Annotated in this window: 21 protein-coding genes; 16 read left to right on the plus strand and 5 right to left on the minus strand. The window is 63.0% G+C overall.

The features are described from left to right. Positions 1–90: 90 nt before the first annotated feature. Positions 91–543: a small heat shock protein HspE gene (gene hspE, locus ACVWW6_RS21985; RefSeq protein WP_028160471.1), complete on the minus strand. Its 453-nt coding sequence runs from the start codon at positions 541–543 to the stop codon at positions 91–93. A gap of 481 nt (positions 544–1,024) precedes the next feature. Between hspE and hspD the strand changes: the two genes are divergently transcribed. The 4 genes from hspD to ACVWW6_RS22005 all read left to right on the plus strand — a co-directional run bounded on the left by hspD (position 1,025) and on the right by ACVWW6_RS22005 (position 3,338). Next, on the plus strand, positions 1,025–1,480 hold the full coding sequence (hspD, locus tag ACVWW6_RS21990; protein ID WP_028160472.1) for a small heat shock protein HspD: 456 nt from the start codon (positions 1,025–1,027) through the stop codon (positions 1,478–1,480). Between the two features lie 67 nt (positions 1,481–1,547). Then, positions 1,548–1,877: a hypothetical protein gene (locus ACVWW6_RS21995; protein ID WP_011087974.1), complete on the plus strand. Its 330-nt coding sequence runs from the start codon at positions 1,548–1,550 to the stop codon at positions 1,875–1,877. A 10-nt stretch (positions 1,878–1,887) separates the two neighbouring features. Next, the gene (locus ACVWW6_RS22000) at positions 1,888–2,109 is read left to right on the plus strand and encodes a hypothetical protein (protein ID WP_456681382.1); all 222 of its coding nucleotides are present in this window, start codon (positions 1,888–1,890) and stop codon (positions 2,107–2,109) included. Next, the gene (locus tag ACVWW6_RS22005) at positions 2,106–3,338 is read left to right on the plus strand and encodes a glycosyltransferase family 4 protein (protein ID WP_011087973.1); all 1,233 of its coding nucleotides are present in this window, start codon (positions 2,106–2,108) and stop codon (positions 3,336–3,338) included. The genes ACVWW6_RS22000 and ACVWW6_RS22005 overlap by 4 nt, the downstream gene beginning before the upstream one ends. Positions 3,339–3,531: 193 nt before the next feature. Here the strand turns inward: ACVWW6_RS22005 and ACVWW6_RS22010 are convergent, their stop codons facing one another. Beyond that, positions 3,532–3,723, minus strand: coding sequence for a hypothetical protein (locus tag ACVWW6_RS22010; protein ID WP_182872121.1), 192 nt, complete (start codon positions 3,721–3,723; stop codon positions 3,532–3,534). A gap of 158 nt (positions 3,724–3,881) precedes the next feature. On the opposite strand from ACVWW6_RS22010, the gene ACVWW6_RS22015 reads away from it, so the two are divergent. Beyond that, positions 3,882–4,247 carry a PRC-barrel domain-containing protein gene (locus ACVWW6_RS22015; protein ID WP_018643617.1) on the plus strand — a complete coding sequence of 122 codons (366 nt, stop codon included), beginning with the start codon at positions 3,882–3,884 and terminating at the stop codon, positions 4,245–4,247. Positions 4,248–4,364: 117 nt separating this feature from the next. After that, positions 4,365–4,751, plus strand: coding sequence for a response regulator (locus tag ACVWW6_RS22020; protein WP_018643616.1), 387 nt, complete (start codon positions 4,365–4,367; stop codon positions 4,749–4,751). A 53-nt stretch (positions 4,752–4,804) separates the two neighbouring features. Here the strand turns inward: ACVWW6_RS22020 and ACVWW6_RS22025 are convergent, their stop codons facing one another. After that, positions 4,805–5,005, minus strand: a complete 201-nt coding sequence (locus ACVWW6_RS22025; protein ID WP_092088362.1) for a hypothetical protein — start codon at positions 5,003–5,005, stop codon at positions 4,805–4,807. Positions 5,006–5,417: 412 nt separating this feature from the next. Here ACVWW6_RS22025 and ACVWW6_RS22030 point away from each other — a divergent pair, with 412 nt between their 5' ends. Continuing rightward, on the plus strand, positions 5,418–5,585 hold the full coding sequence (locus ACVWW6_RS22030; protein ID WP_182872120.1) for a hypothetical protein: 168 nt from the start codon (positions 5,418–5,420) through the stop codon (positions 5,583–5,585). 140 nt (positions 5,586–5,725) lie between these two features. Here the strand turns inward: ACVWW6_RS22030 and ACVWW6_RS22035 are convergent, their stop codons facing one another. Next, positions 5,726–5,944 (minus strand): hypothetical protein, encoded by a 219-nt coding sequence (locus tag ACVWW6_RS22035; protein ID WP_182872119.1) that lies wholly within the window; start codon positions 5,942–5,944, stop codon positions 5,726–5,728. Positions 5,945–6,110: 166 nt separating this feature from the next. Here ACVWW6_RS22035 and ku point away from each other — a divergent pair, with 166 nt between their 5' ends. From ku to ACVWW6_RS22055, 4 genes are all read left to right on the plus strand, one after another. After that, on the plus strand, positions 6,111–7,037 hold the full coding sequence (gene ku, locus ACVWW6_RS22040; protein ID WP_182872118.1) for a non-homologous end joining protein Ku: 927 nt from the start codon (positions 6,111–6,113) through the stop codon (positions 7,035–7,037). 45 nt (positions 7,038–7,082) lie between these two features. After that, positions 7,083–7,811 carry a DUF72 domain-containing protein gene (locus ACVWW6_RS22045; RefSeq protein WP_182872117.1) on the plus strand — a complete coding sequence of 243 codons (729 nt, stop codon included), beginning with the start codon at positions 7,083–7,085 and terminating at the stop codon, positions 7,809–7,811. Positions 7,812–8,048: 237 nt separating this feature from the next. Beyond that, positions 8,049–8,345: a hypothetical protein gene (locus ACVWW6_RS22050; RefSeq protein WP_182872116.1), complete on the plus strand. Its 297-nt coding sequence runs from the start codon at positions 8,049–8,051 to the stop codon at positions 8,343–8,345. Positions 8,346–8,535: 190 nt separating this feature from the next. After that, positions 8,536–8,700, plus strand: coding sequence for a hypothetical protein (locus ACVWW6_RS22055; RefSeq protein ID WP_182872114.1), 165 nt, complete (start codon positions 8,536–8,538; stop codon positions 8,698–8,700). Here the strand turns inward: ACVWW6_RS22055 and ACVWW6_RS22060 are convergent. Continuing rightward, positions 8,697–8,966, minus strand: a complete 270-nt coding sequence (locus ACVWW6_RS22060; protein WP_456681383.1) for a hypothetical protein — start codon at positions 8,964–8,966, stop codon at positions 8,697–8,699. The two genes, ACVWW6_RS22055 and ACVWW6_RS22060, sit on opposite strands and share 4 nt — an antisense overlap. An 834-nt stretch (positions 8,967–9,800) precedes the next feature. Here ACVWW6_RS22060 and ACVWW6_RS22065 point away from each other — a divergent pair. From ACVWW6_RS22065 to ACVWW6_RS22085, 5 genes are all read left to right on the plus strand, one after another. After that, a complete protein-coding gene (locus tag ACVWW6_RS22065; protein WP_182872112.1) occupies positions 9,801–10,829 on the plus strand; it encodes a helix-turn-helix domain-containing protein in 1,029 nt (342 codons plus the stop codon). Between the two features lie 405 nt (positions 10,830–11,234). Further along, on the plus strand, positions 11,235–11,465 hold the full coding sequence (locus ACVWW6_RS22070; protein WP_182872111.1) for a hypothetical protein: 231 nt from the start codon (positions 11,235–11,237) through the stop codon (positions 11,463–11,465). 20 nt (positions 11,466–11,485) lie between these two features. Beyond that, positions 11,486–12,463: a formylglycine-generating enzyme family protein gene (locus tag ACVWW6_RS22075; RefSeq protein WP_182872110.1), complete on the plus strand. Its 978-nt coding sequence runs from the start codon at positions 11,486–11,488 to the stop codon at positions 12,461–12,463. Further along, entirely contained in the window at positions 12,460–14,136 is a 1,677-nt protein-coding gene (locus tag ACVWW6_RS22080) for an arylsulfatase (RefSeq protein WP_182872109.1), read from the plus strand. The genes ACVWW6_RS22075 and ACVWW6_RS22080 overlap by 4 nt, the downstream gene beginning before the upstream one ends. 57 nt (positions 14,137–14,193) lie before the next feature. Beyond that, complete coding sequence (locus ACVWW6_RS22085; protein ID WP_182872108.1) at positions 14,194–15,192, plus strand: HAD family hydrolase; 999 nt, start codon at positions 14,194–14,196, stop codon at positions 15,190–15,192.

Here is a 15,192-nt window from a genome sequence, read left to right on the forward strand (position 1 = left end):
GGTCCTCCTTTCTTGGGTTTGGTCGTCAATGGGCCAGCAGTCCGCAGCGCGGACCTAGCCGCGCAGCGGTTCGATGGGCAGCAGCCAGTGTCAGGCCGCCTGCGTCCGATCGCTCCTCTGGTGGTCGTTGCCGGCAACGTCGATCGCGATTTGACGCGGCTTCAGCGCCTCCGGCATTTCCCGAGTCAGGGCAATCCTGAGCAGGCCGTCTTCGAACGTCGCGTCCTTGACCTGGACGTAGTCGGCCAGGTTGAATACGCGCCGGAAGGGCCGGACGGAGATTCCACGATACAGGTAGTCGCGTTCATCCTCGTCGGTCTTGCGGCCTTCGACCGTGAGCGTCGAGCGCTCTGCGGTGATCGCCACGTCGTCCGGGGTGAAGCCGACCAGCGCCAGCGAAATCCGGTACTGGTCCTCGCTGGTGCGCTCGATATCATACGGCGGGTAAGTGTCGCCGTTGTCTACCGTATCGTTCACCAGATTTAAGAGGCGGTCGAACCCGATGGTCGAACGCCAGAAGGGTGATAGATCGTAGGTTCTCATAACCACATCCTCCTCTGAGCAATATGGATAGGAGCAACATCGGATTCTGCCCGATGGCGTCTGCCGGACCCGAGAGGCATCCGGCGCCACGCTCCCGCGTGGCTGCACAAAAACTAGGATGGGGCGATTTTGTTTCAAGAGGAGTGTAGGACAGAGAAGCGACCGGCCGACGGACCGGTCATGCCACACGAAGGCTCCTGGAAAGTCGAACATCGCCGCGTCGGCCGACGACGGGCAAAGACTCGGAGCGGGCCTCATGTAGCCCCGCCCTGGTGGCACTGCGGAAGCCCGTTATCTAGACGGCCCCGGATGGCTGAAAATTTTCCGGCCCTCCCTTGAAACCAAACTCGGTTTCTCTAATTTTCGAGTCGCCGCCGCAGGGCGGCTCTCCGGGCGCCTGACGGGCTCGGCGAATCCAGAGACGGGCACCGGTCGTGTCCGGTGCCGCTCGTAACCATTTTGCTCCGTGGAGGATCTGGCTATGCGCAGTTACGACTTCTCACCGCTCTGGCGTTCGACCATCGGTTTCGACCGCCTTTTCGACCTCGCTGAATCCGCCCAGCGCGCGACCGAGGACAATTACCCGCCCTACAACATCGAACGGCTCGGCGACGATCGCTACCAGATTTCGCTCGCGGTGGCCGGCTTCTCTCCCGACGAAATCTCGGTGACGGCCGAGCAGAACGTCGTGACGATCGAGGGCAACAAGACGGACAAGACTGAACGCGAATTTATGTACCGCGGCATCTCGACCCGCGCGTTCAAGCGCCAGTTCAACCTGGCCGACTACGTTCAGGTCAAGAACGCGTCCTTCGACAACGGTCTGCTCAAGATCGAACTCGTCCGGGAGATTCCCGAGGCCATGAAGCCGCGACGGATCGCCATCAATGGAGCGACGCCGGACAACCTGCACAAGCTCGAATCCAGGGCGGCTTGAACCAGTACGTATTGCGGCGGCCCGGTCTACGGGCCGTCCATCCACTCGTCTTCGAAGGGAGGAAAACATGCGGCCGACGACCGCCACCGACAACGTCTTCGACTTCCAAGCGCTCCTGCACCCCGGCACCGTCTTCGAGCATCCCAAGGACGTGGTTAGGCATCCATCGCTTTCGCTGGCCGAGAAGCGGGCGATCCTCGCCTCCTGGGCTTCCGACGCTTCGGCGATTGCGTCATGTCCGGGGCTTCGTGCGCCCCATGGACTGAAGGCGCCTGTCAGCATCGATGCCATCCTGGATGCATTATGCGATCTGGATGGCGGCCCACGCAATCCGCGCAATCCGCCCGGCGGAAAGCCAAAGCGACGGTTTTCCACGTCGCGGGTGCTGGCGGCGTGAGGAGGATCCCATGGAAGATATCCGTCTACCCCGTTACGTAATCGACCGTCTGGAGCAGCGCTGGACGAGCCGGTTGCAACAGGATGCGAAGACCTGGAGCATCGACAGAAAGAAGCCCGTGCAGGCGCGCCACGTCCAGACCGACGGCTCGCGGGTCATCCCCGCGCTCGGGGCCACTGAACTGGCGTCGGCCTCTAACGGGTGTGACTGGCTGTACGGGAGGAATGAATGAGGATCGCGCAGATTGCGCCGCTCTTCGAGAGCGTCCCGCCACGGCTGTATGGCGGAACGGAGCGGGTCGTTTCATATTTGACCGAGGAGCTGATCAGGCAAGGTCATCAGGTCACGCTTTTCGCCAGCGGCGATTCCATCACCTCCGCCGAACTCGTTCCGTGCGTGCCCCGGGCGTTGCGCCTCGATCCGGACGCCCGCGACCCGATCCCGCATCACGCGCTGATGCTCGACAAGGTGCGGGAGCGCGCTGACGATTTCGACATCCTGCACTTTCACGTCGACTACTTGCACTTTCCTCTGTTCCGATCGGAGTCCGGACGGACAGTGACGACGCTGCATGGCCGGCAGGACCTTGCCGATCACATGCCGTTCTATCGCTGGTTTTCGGAGATGCCGCTGATCTCCATCTCCAACGCGCAACGGGCGCCATTGCCCAGCGCGAAATTCGTCGGAACCGTATATCACGGCATCCCGGTCGATCTTCACAAGTCGACCTGGACGTCGGCGGGCGGCTACCTTGCGTTTCTTGGTCGCATCTCGCCCGAGAAACGGCCCGACCGCGCCATTGCCATTGCGCGGGCTGCGGGCGTGCCGCTTAAGATTGCGGCGAAGGTTGATAAGGTCGACGAGGCCTACTTCCAGCAGGTCATCGCGCCACTCTTGAACGGGACGGACGTCGAGTTCGTTGGCGAGATCAACGAGAGCGCCAAGACCGAGTTTCTCGGCCGGGCGGCCGGATTGCTTTTCCCCATCGATTGGCCCGAGCCGTTCGGGCTGGTCATGATCGAGGCCATGGCCTGCGGAACGCCGGTGCTTGCCTTCCGCTGCGGATCGGTCCCGGAGATCGTCGAGGACGGGCTGACCGGGCGCATCGTCTCAAGCCTCGATGAGGCGGTGCAGGCCATTCCAGAGCTGTTGGCGTTGGACCGGAAAGCGATCCGGATGCGCTTCGAGGAGCGGTTCTCCTCCCGTCGCATGGCATCGGACTACGTGAAAATCTACCACTCCATTCTCCGTAGCCACGCTGCGCGGCAGACCAAGATTTCGGCCGTTGCCGCCTTATCCGCGAAGGCCGCGCGTAGTTTGGAAGGGTCGCCCGCGATAGGTCGGCTGGATGCGCTTGAACAGGTCATCATGCGACCCGAAGAAGGTCGTCGGAAGGGCGCAGCGGGGGCGAAGCAAAAACGAACTTCAGGATGTGGCGCGAGCCTGGGGCTGGAGGCCTGAATTCCGTCGGCGTCCTTGTCCGGCGATCGCCATCACAGGGCGCTAAGATCCGCACTCCCCGTGGCTGGTCCTGAGGCGTGTGCGGCCTAGTGCCATGCAAGCTCCGACGATGCCGCCCCAGCCTTGCCTCCGTTCCACCCTTTTGATCACCGGCCGATGCCCTTCAGGACCTGCTGCATCTGCCGATCTACGTTTACGCGGTAGCCGCCGCTCGGCCCGCGTCAGTGATCCGGTATTCGATATCGCCAGATGGAAGCGGCTCGGTTTCCACGAGACCAAGCTCCACGAGCCGCGCCACGATTTCATGGTCGAAATGTCGGCGGGCTGACCAGGATTCGCCGAGGAGCTTCCTCAGAAAATCCCGCTCCAGATCGGTCAGCTCCATGCTCTAACTCCGCTCGCCGACTTCGTCCGGCACATTGCGGCGCGTCATCCGATCCGGCCGCTTCATCCCTGGGAAATCAACTTTTCGCCCCGGATTGTGCCAGGAACAGAGGCATCGTGGCCCCGTTGATTCCCGAAGACAACACCCAGGAGGTCAACATGACCATGGAAGATCGCGAGACGTTCAGCCTGATCGGCAGCGACAAGGTCGAGGGCACGAACGCGTACGACGCGAAGGGCGAAAAGGTCGGCTACATCGAGCGCGTCATGATCGACAAGATCAGCGGCAAGGTGTCGTACGCGGTGCTCAGCTTCGGCGGCCTGCTCGGCATCGGCGACGATCACTATCCGCTGCCATGGCAGACGCTGAAATACGACACCAACCTCGGCGGCTATGTAGTCACCGGCATTTCCCAGGACCAGCTCCGCGGCGCCCCCAAATACGCCGACGAGAGCAGTTGGAATTGGAGCGACCCGGCGACGACGCGCTCGGTGAACGCATATTATGGTGTGCCGGTGGCTTGACACGGCGCATTACGGTGCTTGGCTGGCTGACGGCGGAGGTTGCTCTTCCGCCGGACTACGGACCAGCGCACTGCCGCACGCGAGACGACCCGGCTCGGTCGCCGAGGAGATTTGAAAGTGAGTGATGCCGTTCGTGTTCTGGTCGTGGAGGATGAAGCTCTCATCGCAAGCTTCGTCGAGGACGCCTTGTCCGACGGCGGTTTCGAGGCCTGCTCGGTCCATTCGGGGGAAGAGGCCATGTGCACCTTTTGCGATGGCCGCGAGGGATGTCGAGTCCTGCTGACGGACGTCAACCTGGGTGACGGCATAAGCGGCTGGGAGCTGGCGCGGCAGATCAGGGAAATCACGCCTGGCTTTCCTGTGGTCTACATGACGAGCGCCAGCGCGCCTGACTGGCAATCGCAGGGCGTCGACGGCAGCGTCCTGATCCAAAAGCCCTTTGCGCCGGCGCAATTGGCTGCCGCCGTCTCGCAGCTACTCGGCGGCGCGACATCGCCGGGTTGACCGGGAAATCGCCCGGAAACCGTGCTTCGCATAGCGCGAGAGCGGACCCGGTATCAGGCTTCGCCGGAGCCGGAGAAGAGCACCGTCGGTGGGGTCGCGCGCGTGGGCGGCGAGGGCCGTCCGTAGCTCGATCCCGGTCTGCTCTTGAGCTCGTACCTTTGGGCCAGATCAAGAAGCCGCCGCCTGGTGAACGGGTCGGCCTTCTCCGCCAGATCGCGCGCCCGCTGCGCGAAGCCGTTGTAGAACTCTTCCATGACGCCACCCCACAACATCACCGAATGCCGATCTTCGATGGTCGATGAGGCTCACGTCAAGAGATCGCTTGTGCCCGCCCGGCAAGGGCACTACGCTGATCGAGGCGGGGAAGCCAAATGTCGCTGCAGCATCCAATCCGGAAGCCTTGCCCACACTGCGGGCGGGCGATGAAGCTCGTGCGCGACGAGGGCGCCAGAGGCGGAGAGCGCTACGTCTGCTCCGATTGCGACGACGATCCGCTGCACGACCCCGCCGCCCGGAAGTGGGTGGACGGCCCGCTGCGGCCGCCGGCGAAATAGTGCCCGGAAGGAATCGGCTCGGGCTGGGGAAGGACATCGCAGAGCCAGGACTGGCAAGTTCGTCACGGCCGCACCAACTCCCTTGTAGATGCCAAACATGGGGAGGTGCGATGTGTCGGCTGTCGCAAACCTGCTTGCGCGGAAGCAGGCGCTCATGGAGCGACTGGAGAGCGGTACCGGACCGAACGAGCGCGAGGAAATCAAGCGCCTGCTCGCGCAGATCGAGACCGCGCTGAACCTGCTCGAGTCGGGCGATGCCGCCACCCCGGGTGAGGAATGATCGGCTCGTGCCGGTCACAGAGCGCTGAGGTCGTCCGGCACCTCGCCGAACTTCCGGATCAGTTTGGCGTCGCTGAAATCGCCGCTGGACGGGTCTCCTGTCCGCGAAAACGCGACGGCGCCGGGTGACGTCCATCGCAGTCACTCCTTGCGTTCCCGCTGCGGGCCATGTCGCCCGCGTGAATATCCTTTCGAGACCGCCGCGCGCAGCTCGTTGGCCTCGGCCTCGAGAAAGTCGAGGGCGATCAACAACGCCTTGACCGCCTCCCGGGGGTCGCCGCCGCAGGCTTCGATGGCTTGGTCGGCTGTGGCCCCGAGATCGTCCGGGGCCGGCCCGGCCTGCTCGGAGGTGGCGTTCATCCGATTATGTTCCCGTTCCGTTCCGTGGAGTCAAGAGGGGCCCTCCGAATTCCCATGGCGCAGTGGCCGAAGTCGGATGAATCTCGGGGATGGCAGGTTGGCTGTCGGAACTGGCGCCTGCCGTTCGTCTTGAATCCAGGCCTGCCCCAACGGAGTTCTGCGTCACATGGCCCCCCGCGCTAATTGGAAGGGCTTTTTGAGGCTCTCCCTCGTCACTTGTCCCGTGGCGCTGTACCCGGCGACCTCGGAGTCCGAGAAGATCTCGTTCAACCAGCTCAACCGGGCGACTGGCCATCGCATCAAGTACCTGAAGGTCGATGCCGATACCGGCGACGAGGTACCCAACGAGGACATCGTCAAGGGTTACCAGCTCGAGAAGGACCAGTTCATCGAGGTCTCGAAAGAGGAGCTCGAGGAAATCGCGCTGGAATCGACGCGCACCATCGAGATCGACGAGTTCGTCGACAAGACCGACATCGACCCGCGCTACTTGATCCGACCGTACTACATCCGTCCCGACGGCAAGGTCGGCCACGACGCGTTCGCCGTGATCCGCGAGACCATCCGCGAGATGGACAAGGTCGCGATCGGGCGGGTGGTGCTGACCAATCGCGAGCACATCATCGGGTTGGAGCCGATGGGCAAGGGTCTGGTCGGCACGCTGTTGCGCTACCCCTATGAGGTGCGCAGCGAACAGGAGTTTTTCGACGAGATCCAGGACGTGAAGGTGACCAAGGATATGCTCGATCTCGCCAAGCACATCGTGAACCAGAAGGCGGGGGAGTTCGATCCGGAGAAGTTCGAGGACCACTACGAGAGCGCGCTGGTCGAGCTCATCAACCAGAAGCGGGCCGGCAAGCCGATCGTGCCGAAGGATCGGCCGAAAGGCGAGAACGTCGTTGATCTGATGGACGCACTGCGCAAGAGCGTCGGGGGCGCAGCAGCCGAGACCGGGGCTGCAAAGAAGCCTGCCAAGAAGGCGAAAAAAACGGCCGCGGGTCAGAAGGAGATGCTGATGCCGATCGCCGGCAAGAAGCCTGCGAAGGACGCGGCGAAGAAGCCGACAGCAGGCGCGCGGCGGAAGTCGGCTTGAGGTTGAGAATCACCCGGTGACGCTCCATGGCGGTTGTAGACTGACATGGAAGAGGACGCGCATGTCAAAGCCGAGCTGCGGCTCGGCACAGCGGGATGGAATGTTCCCCAGAGCTGCAAGGAAAGGGTTGGCGGTGCAGGTAGTCACCTTGAGCGCTACGCACGGGTGTTGAACGCCACCGAGATCAACTCATCCTTTCACAAGCCGCACCGGCGCTCGACGTACGAGAGGTGGGCGAGCGTGACACCGGATGATTTCCGATTTTCGGTCAAGGTGCCGAAGTCCGTCACTCATTCGCAACAGCTTGCACGGGCTGAACTCGATCGGTTCATCGAAGAGAGCGCCGGGCTTGGTGCGAAGCTCGGCGCTTTGCTTGTTCAGTTTGCCCCGCGCAAAATGTTCGTGAAGTCCGATGCGGAATTACTGTTCGGCGCACTGCGGGAAAGGACATCAGCCGCTCTCGCTTGCGAGCCGCGTCATGCCAGTTGGTTCACGCCCGAGGTCGGTGCTTGGCTTAAGGAGCGTCGGCTTGGCCGCGTCGGTGCGGACCCCGCGCGGGTGCCGGATGCCGACCTGCCGGGCGGGTGGCCAGGCCTGCGCTATTTTCGACTGCATGGAGCGCCGCGCATTTACTACTCCGCCTACGACGGAGCGTTCCTTCGGAGGCTGAAGCCGCGGCTCGGTGCTGCGTCGTCGTCTACTGAGACCTGGTGCATCTTCGACAACACGGCCGCCGGCGCAGCGCTCGACAACGCACTCGACTTGCTCGCTTGAGGGGCTTTCGGTCTTTGCCGAAGGCCTTTGGCTAGGCCTGACCTTCCCGATTTCGTCGCGTCTTCCTGCCAGCCATCTTGCTCAGTGCTTCTTGCACGTCGAATACCGCGCAGCGGGGAGGAAGGTGCTGGGCGCTCCAAGGCGGGCGAGAATAGGAGGAACGCGCGTGGCAACCGCACGTTCGAACTGATCGGAGCCGCAAAACGCGATTCCGAAGCATCAAAAAGGAGATCGGTCATGAGGTCTATCGCGAGCGCACTCGTCTTCGCTCTGACGCTTTCGGCGCCGGCCGCAATTGCCCAAACCATGACGCCCGACGTCTCGACCGCGCCGAGCGCCCAGAACTCCGGCGCTGGCATCGCGGGTCAACCCGGCAACAAAAATGGTCCTGCGGCCAAGCCCAGCGAGACGGTCGGCTCCAGCACCACGCTGAACCAACAGAATCCGACGGCGCAGCAGCAGGACACCTCCAACATCAAGGGTTTGCCGGGCAACAAGAGCGGCCCGCCGGCCAAGAAGCCCGATAGCAAGTGACGTGGGGGCCCGGTCGGCCTAGGGGCGCGTACAATCCGGACGATCTCGTCCGATGGTCTCGATACGTTGCCGCGCACGGGATGCGCCGCAGTGCGGTGCCGGAGGCGGCGGCGTGCGAGGCCGCCCCCCGGATTCGTACGGAGCTGAGCGCCACTGGCCGTTTACCTTAGTAGGCTCGACGTTCCGCATCATGGGTGACGACTTCGATCCTAAGGACCGTGCGGAAGAGGCAGTGAAGGAAGCCGTCCTGGCAGATGGCTCCGAGCGGCAGCGCTGGCTCCAGCTCGCGCAGGCTTGGCTCGAACTCGCCCGCATCCGTTGCCGCCCGAGCGGCGCGACAGCGCAGCCGAACTAATCGGGACTTGGAAGGCACTCGGGGCACGTATCGCCGATAGAATTCAAGACGTCGCGCAATTCCGCGGCGGCCTGGTCCGGAGACAAGCCCTCTGGCGGCTCCTGCCTGGCGATGTCCAATGCGTGCTCGCGCGCATGAGGGTCGGCGCGATCCTTCGCCCAACCGTGCTCTTCGCATTCGTGAATCGCACCTGTTTCCTGCAGCACGCTGATTGCCCAGCCGCGTAGCGTGCGGATCGCCGGCCGTCTTTGCTTCGTCATCAGCATCGGAATCGCTCCTGCCCGGACGAATCCTTCCGCCCGCCTGCTCGTTCCGAGCGGTTACCACGGGTCAGGGATTCGCAATCGGCAGGGCTGGGGCTTGTCCCCTTGTTCCGCGGCGCTGTGCACAACGGCATAAGGCGCAGAAAAGGCCCGAGGCCCTCTCCTGTTTGATCGAACTTGTCTTTCCAAACGCGAAAGGTGTATCCGCGGGACGAATACCTCTGACGTAACAGGAGGGGGTGCATGGGTAACTGGCTCGTGGTTCCCAAGGGCACAAGCCCGGCGAGGCGGACGCGAGAGCGCCGCGCGGCGCAATACGTACGGATGTCGAGGGAGCTCCAGCGCTACTCCATCAAGAACCAGATGGCGGCTATACGCGGAGTTCATGAGCCGCCAGAAGATGAAGGTCTCCTACACTCGCTTTTCGGCATTCGTTGCCGAACTTGGATTTGCCCGGGACGCGGACACCCGACGTCTGAAGAGACGGTGACGAGCGGGTTTGATGACGCCGCGCCCGACGAAACCAGTTCCGTCAACGTATCTTTTGCGCACAAACCCCGCCGATGCTGCGACCAACGGGCTTATTGCCAACACAGGTTAATCCCCCTAAGGTCTACCCCGCCAGCGAGAACAACGAATACGTGTCGCAGGGGAATCCCCTGCGAGGGAGATGCTCATGCCGCCGGCAGACGCCGCACCGTAGCGCTTCGGCGAGGGGCCAGGCTTTGGCTGCTGCCCCCACCTCCAGAACGGAGAATTCGAGACTTCAGGACGAGCGAGCTCGCCGTGCGCGGGTTCGCCACGACACGACGCGACCTATCGGTAGGGAGAGGCGAGGTGGGACGGGCCTGGACTACGCAAGACGACGTTCGGTTGCGCTCCGAGCGCATCAACAGCATCGAAACTCTGAAGAACCCGATCGGCAACTCCCAGATCGAAATCGTTCAACTCGGGCGGGGAAGGCTTTCTGGCGAGCTCCTGCATGGACGGATCGAGGACGTCGCTTTCAGTCGCGGACAGTTTTCCCTCAGCGTACGCGCCACCGGCGTATTCAGCCCGGACAAGATCGTCGTTGGGACCCTTCTGGCCTGCTCAGGAGAATCCCGCAGCCTCGGCGACCCCGTCCTCCCTGGGGACGTCCTCATGCATCCGCCCGGAGCCGAGCATGACAGACTCTACGAGGGAGCTGCACGCTTCGCAGGCGTGATGTGCGACCCGGCCGCGATCTTGGATCTGTTCGCGGCCGAGCAGCAGGTCTCGGATCCGGAGTTCTGGACCAAACGCCGGCACTTCCGCTTCACGGATCGCCGTACTGGCGCGCTCGGCGCGTTATTGGCGCTGCTTGCGGGCCGGCTGCAACATGGCGGCATCCCTCAAGGGGCGGCCGCGGAGTATTGGAAGCGCTCGGTCCTCGACGCCTTCATCGGTCCCGTCGCGATGGAGCCGGGGGCCGGCAGGGAGCGGCCCGTCGCGTCGTCGACGAGGATCGTGCACGACGTCGAAAGATACCTCCAGAAAAACGGTAATCGGGCCGTCCACGTCTCCGAGATCTGCGAGAAGCTCAAGCTCAAGCGACGAACCCTGTATCGCGCCTTCGACGAGGCCCTCGGGATCGGACCGATCGAATTTCTGAGGGCGAAGCGGCTGTCCATGGTCCATCTCCGCCTGCGACAGGCAAGTCCCGATGAGACCGGCGTCCTCGATGTCGCGACCGAGCTCGGCTTCCTCGAATTCGGTCGCTTTGCGCAGCAGTATCGGGCGCTCTTCGGCGAATACCCTCGCGAGACGCTTCACCGCAACGCTCGCAAGAAGCGGCCCGATCTAAAAACGTCCTCTTCCCCTGACGATTTGGCACGATTCGCATAACGCCGCGATCGCGTCCGAGTTTAAGCTACGCCCACGTAGTTTGCGTAACTATGCGCACCAGAATTCTTATTTCGGCCCGGGGCGACCCCGGAGGGAATTGGAAGCATGCGTGACATTGTTTGCGGCACTGTCCGTCGTTCAGTCTCGATCTCACTCTTCACAATCTCACTGACCGTTTCATCGCTGGATAAGGTCGCGGCGGCTCCCCTGCCTCCGCCAACGGCCATCCAGGCGCCAAATACAAGTTCCGCTGCCATCGAGGTACGAGCCGCCGCACGGGGAGGGCGTGCAGTCGTCGGGCCGCGAGGCGGTGCGGTGGTACACCGAGGCGGCGCCGTCGTCGGACCCCGAGGAGCGGCATACCGCGGCCGCACGGCGGTAGTCGGGCCACGCGGCAACGTGGCGGTGCGACGAACGACGGTCGTTCGGCCGGGCTTTAATGGCGGCGGTGTCCGTTGGGCGCGCCCCGGCTGGTATCGGTGGCCCGCCGGTGGCGCGATTGCGGCAGGAGCCGCGATCGGCGTCGTGACCGCTGCGACCGCAGCGGCGTGGGCCGGTGCTGCGCCGGCGCCCGGCATGTGCTGGTACTACACGGATCCCTCCCGCACGCAGGGCTTCTGGGATTATTGCCAGTAGCCGCAGCGGATGGGCGCCACATGTTGCAGGCAGAGAGCGATCATGATCGTCAAGGTGAGGCATCGACCGACGACATGATCTGGATTCCCGGCGGCATGTTCCGAATGGGGTCCGACCATCACTATCCCGAAGAGGCTCCGAGCCACAGGGCCGTCGTGGACGGCTTCTGGATCGATCGCACGCCGGTAACCAACCGGCAGTTCAAGGCGTTCGTCAACGCGACCGGCCACGTCACCACGGCGCAGATCGTTCCGGATCCGAAGGACTATCCCGGCGCCCGGCCGGAGATGATCTATGCGGGCTCGCTTGTGTTCTCGCCGCCCTCGCGGGTGACCGATCTCAACGATTGGAGCCAGTGGTGGACTTTCATGAAGGGCGCGACCTGGCGTCGCCCTTACGGTCCCAAGAGCAACATCAAAGATCTGGACGACCATCCGGTCGTCCATGTGTCCTACAGCGACGCGCTGGCCTACGCGAATTGGGCCGGCAAGGATTTGCCGACTGAAGCCGAGTGGGAATTCGCCGCGCGCGGCGGACTCGACGGCGAAGATTTCGCCTGGGGCAACGCGTTCAATCCGGGCGGTCGGCACATGGCCAACACCTGGCAGGGTATCTTCCCGCTGGAGAACCGCTGCGAGGACGGCTTCGCGCGCACCTCGCCGGTGACGGCTTTCCCGCCCAACGGATACGGCGTCCACGACATGATCGGCAACGTTTGGGAATGGACTGCCGATTGGTGGTCGGCCCGGCATGACGCCGATGCGCAGAAGCCTTGTTGCATCCCGCAAAATCCGCTCGGAGGTCCCGAGAGCGCCAGCTTCGATTCCTGCCAGCCTCACATCAGGATCCCAAGGAAAGTCTTGAAGGGAGGCTCGCATCTTTGCGCGCCCAATTACTGCCGTCGCTACAGGCCTGCAGCGCGCCACGCCGAGCCTGTCGATACTTCGACCAGTCACGTCGGTTTCCGATGCGTCGTTAGAAAGGGGAGTGAACGATGAGCGAAAAGAAGCAGTCAAATCCCAATCGCCGCAGCATCCTTCTGAGCGGAACGGCGCTCGTCGCAGCGTCGATTGCAACCGACGCGTTCGCGCAGGCGCAGAAGGCCGCACCGGGCTCTCCGGCCGCGGGTCCCGCTCCGTCCAGTCGCAGGCCTAACATCCTGGTCATCTTCGGAGATGACATCGGCCAGACCAACATCAGCGCCTATTCCTTCGGACTGATGGGCTATCGCACGCCCAACATCGACCGGATCGCCAAGGAAGGCATGATGTTCACCGACTATTACGCGGAGCAGAGCTGCACGGCGGGGCGCTCATCGTTCATTACCGGCCAGTGCACGCTTCGCACCGGGCTGTCGAAGGTCGGTATGCCCGGTGCATCAGTCGGTCTGCAAGCCAACGACGCCACCATCGCCGAACTGCTCAAGCCAATGGGCTATGCCACCGGCCAGTTCGGCAAGAACCATCTCGGAGACAGGAACGAATATCTTCCGACTGTGCACGGTTTCGACGAGTTCTTCGGCAACCTCTACCACCTTAACGCCGAAGAAGATCCGGAATCGCGCACGTATCCGCGCGACACGCGCTTCCGCGACACGCTCGGTCCGCGCGGCGTTCTGCGCTGCAAGGCGACCGACCGGGACGATCCGACCGAGCACCCGCGCTGGGGCCGGGTCGGTAAGCAGACCATCGAAGATACCGGCCCCCTCACCAAAAAGCGGATGGAGACCATCGACGACGAAACGTCGGCGGCCGCGATCGATTTCATGCAGCGGCAGGCGCGGGCGAACACGCCCTTCTTCTGCTGGTTCAATACGACCCGCATGCACTTCCGTACACACGTGCGAGATTCGCATCGCGACCAGCCGGGTCTGACATCCAGAACCGAATACGCCGACGGCATGATCGAAACGGATGCGACCGTCGGAGCCGTCCTGAAGGCACTCGACGATCTCGGCATCGCGAACGACACCATCGTCCTCTATACGACGGACAACGGCCCTCATCAGAACTCCTGGCCCGATGCCGGAACCACCCCTTTCCGCAGCGAGAAGAACACCAACTGGGAGGGCGCATTCCGCGTCCCGTGTATGATCCGCTGGCCGGGTCGAATTCAGCCCGGCTCGATATCGAATGACATCGTGAGCGGCTTGGATTGGCTGCCGACGCTCCTTGCCGCAGCTGGCGATCCCGAGATCAAGAGCAAGCTGCTCAAGGGGCATCAGGTCGGTGGCAAGACGTTCAAGGTGCACCTCGACGGATACAATCAGCTTCCGTATCTCACGGGTCAGCAGGCGAACAGCGCACGCAAGGAGTTCGTCTACTTCAACGACGACGGCGACCTGGTCGCCATGCGCTACGAAAACTGGAAAATCGTATTCGAAGAGCAGCGCGCCAGCGGTACGCTGCGGATATGGGCTGAGCCGTTCACAAAGTTGCGGGTACCGAAGATGTTCGACCTGCGCTCCGATCCCTACGAACGCGCCGACCTAACGTCGAACTCCTACTACGACTGGTTTACTTCGAATCCCGCGCCTTTCCTGGCGTCACAGGCCATCGTCGGACCTTTTCTCGCGACCTTCAAGGAATACCCCCCGAGCCAGCGGCCGTCGAGTTTCTCTATCGATCAGCTTATCGAAAAGATGCAGAGGAGCCTGGAGCCCGCACATTAGCATTGGACGTCGGACGGTCGGCGGACCGGCCGTCCCTCGGCATCGAGGAGCTAGTCCATGAATTTCACTCGCCGCTTCACGCTCGCTGCGCTGCTGGCCGTGCTTCTGCCTGTTTCGGCGACGGTCGCTCAGGTCGATCCGTTGCCGTCGTGGAATAGCGGTTCCGCAAGGCAGGCCATTGTCGATTTTGTCGGGCGGGTCACGCGCGAAGGCAACCCGGACTTCGTGCCCGTGCCAGAGCGCATCGCCGTGTTCGACAATGACGGCACGTTGTGGTGCGAGCAGCCTGAATATTTCCAGGCCGCCTTCGCGCTCGACAGCGTCAAGGCAATGGCGCCAAAACACCCCGAATGGAAGCAGCAGGAACCATTCAAGTCGTTTCTCGCCGGCGACAGGACAGCGCTGGCCGAACAGGGCGAGCAGGCCCTGCTGACGCTGGTGACCGCCGCGCATAGCGGCATACCCACGGATGAGTTCTCAAAATCCGTTGCCGACTGGTTTTCGACCGCACGGCATCCGCGCTTCAACCGCCCCTACAACGAGCTCGTCTACCAGCCGATGGTCGAGCTATTGGCGTATCTGCGCGTCAGTGGCTTCAAGACCTTCATCGTATCAGGTGGCGGCGTCGAGTTCATGCGGGTGTGGGCCGAGAAGGCCTACGGGATTCCGCCTGAGCAAGTCGTCGGCTCCTCCGGCGTCACGCAATACCAGCTCGATGCCGCGGGAAAACCGTCGCTGCTGAAGACTGCCAATGTGCAGTTCATCGACGATGGCCCGGGCAAGCCCTCCGGCATCAATATGATGATCGGTCGTCGCCCGATCCTCGCCTTCGGCAACTCCGACGGCGATCATCAGATGCTGCAATGGACCATGGCGGGATCAGGCGCGCGCTTTGCCGGCATCGTGCATCACACTGACGAGGTGCGCGAATACGCCTACGACCGGCAATCGAAGGTCGGCAAGCTTGACAAGGCCTGGGACGAAGCCAGGGCGAAGGGCTGGACCATCGTGGATATGAAACAGGATTGGAAGACCATCTTTCGTGAGAAGCCTTGA

The sequence above is a fragment of the Bradyrhizobium sp. USDA 3311 genome (assembly GCF_054062495.1).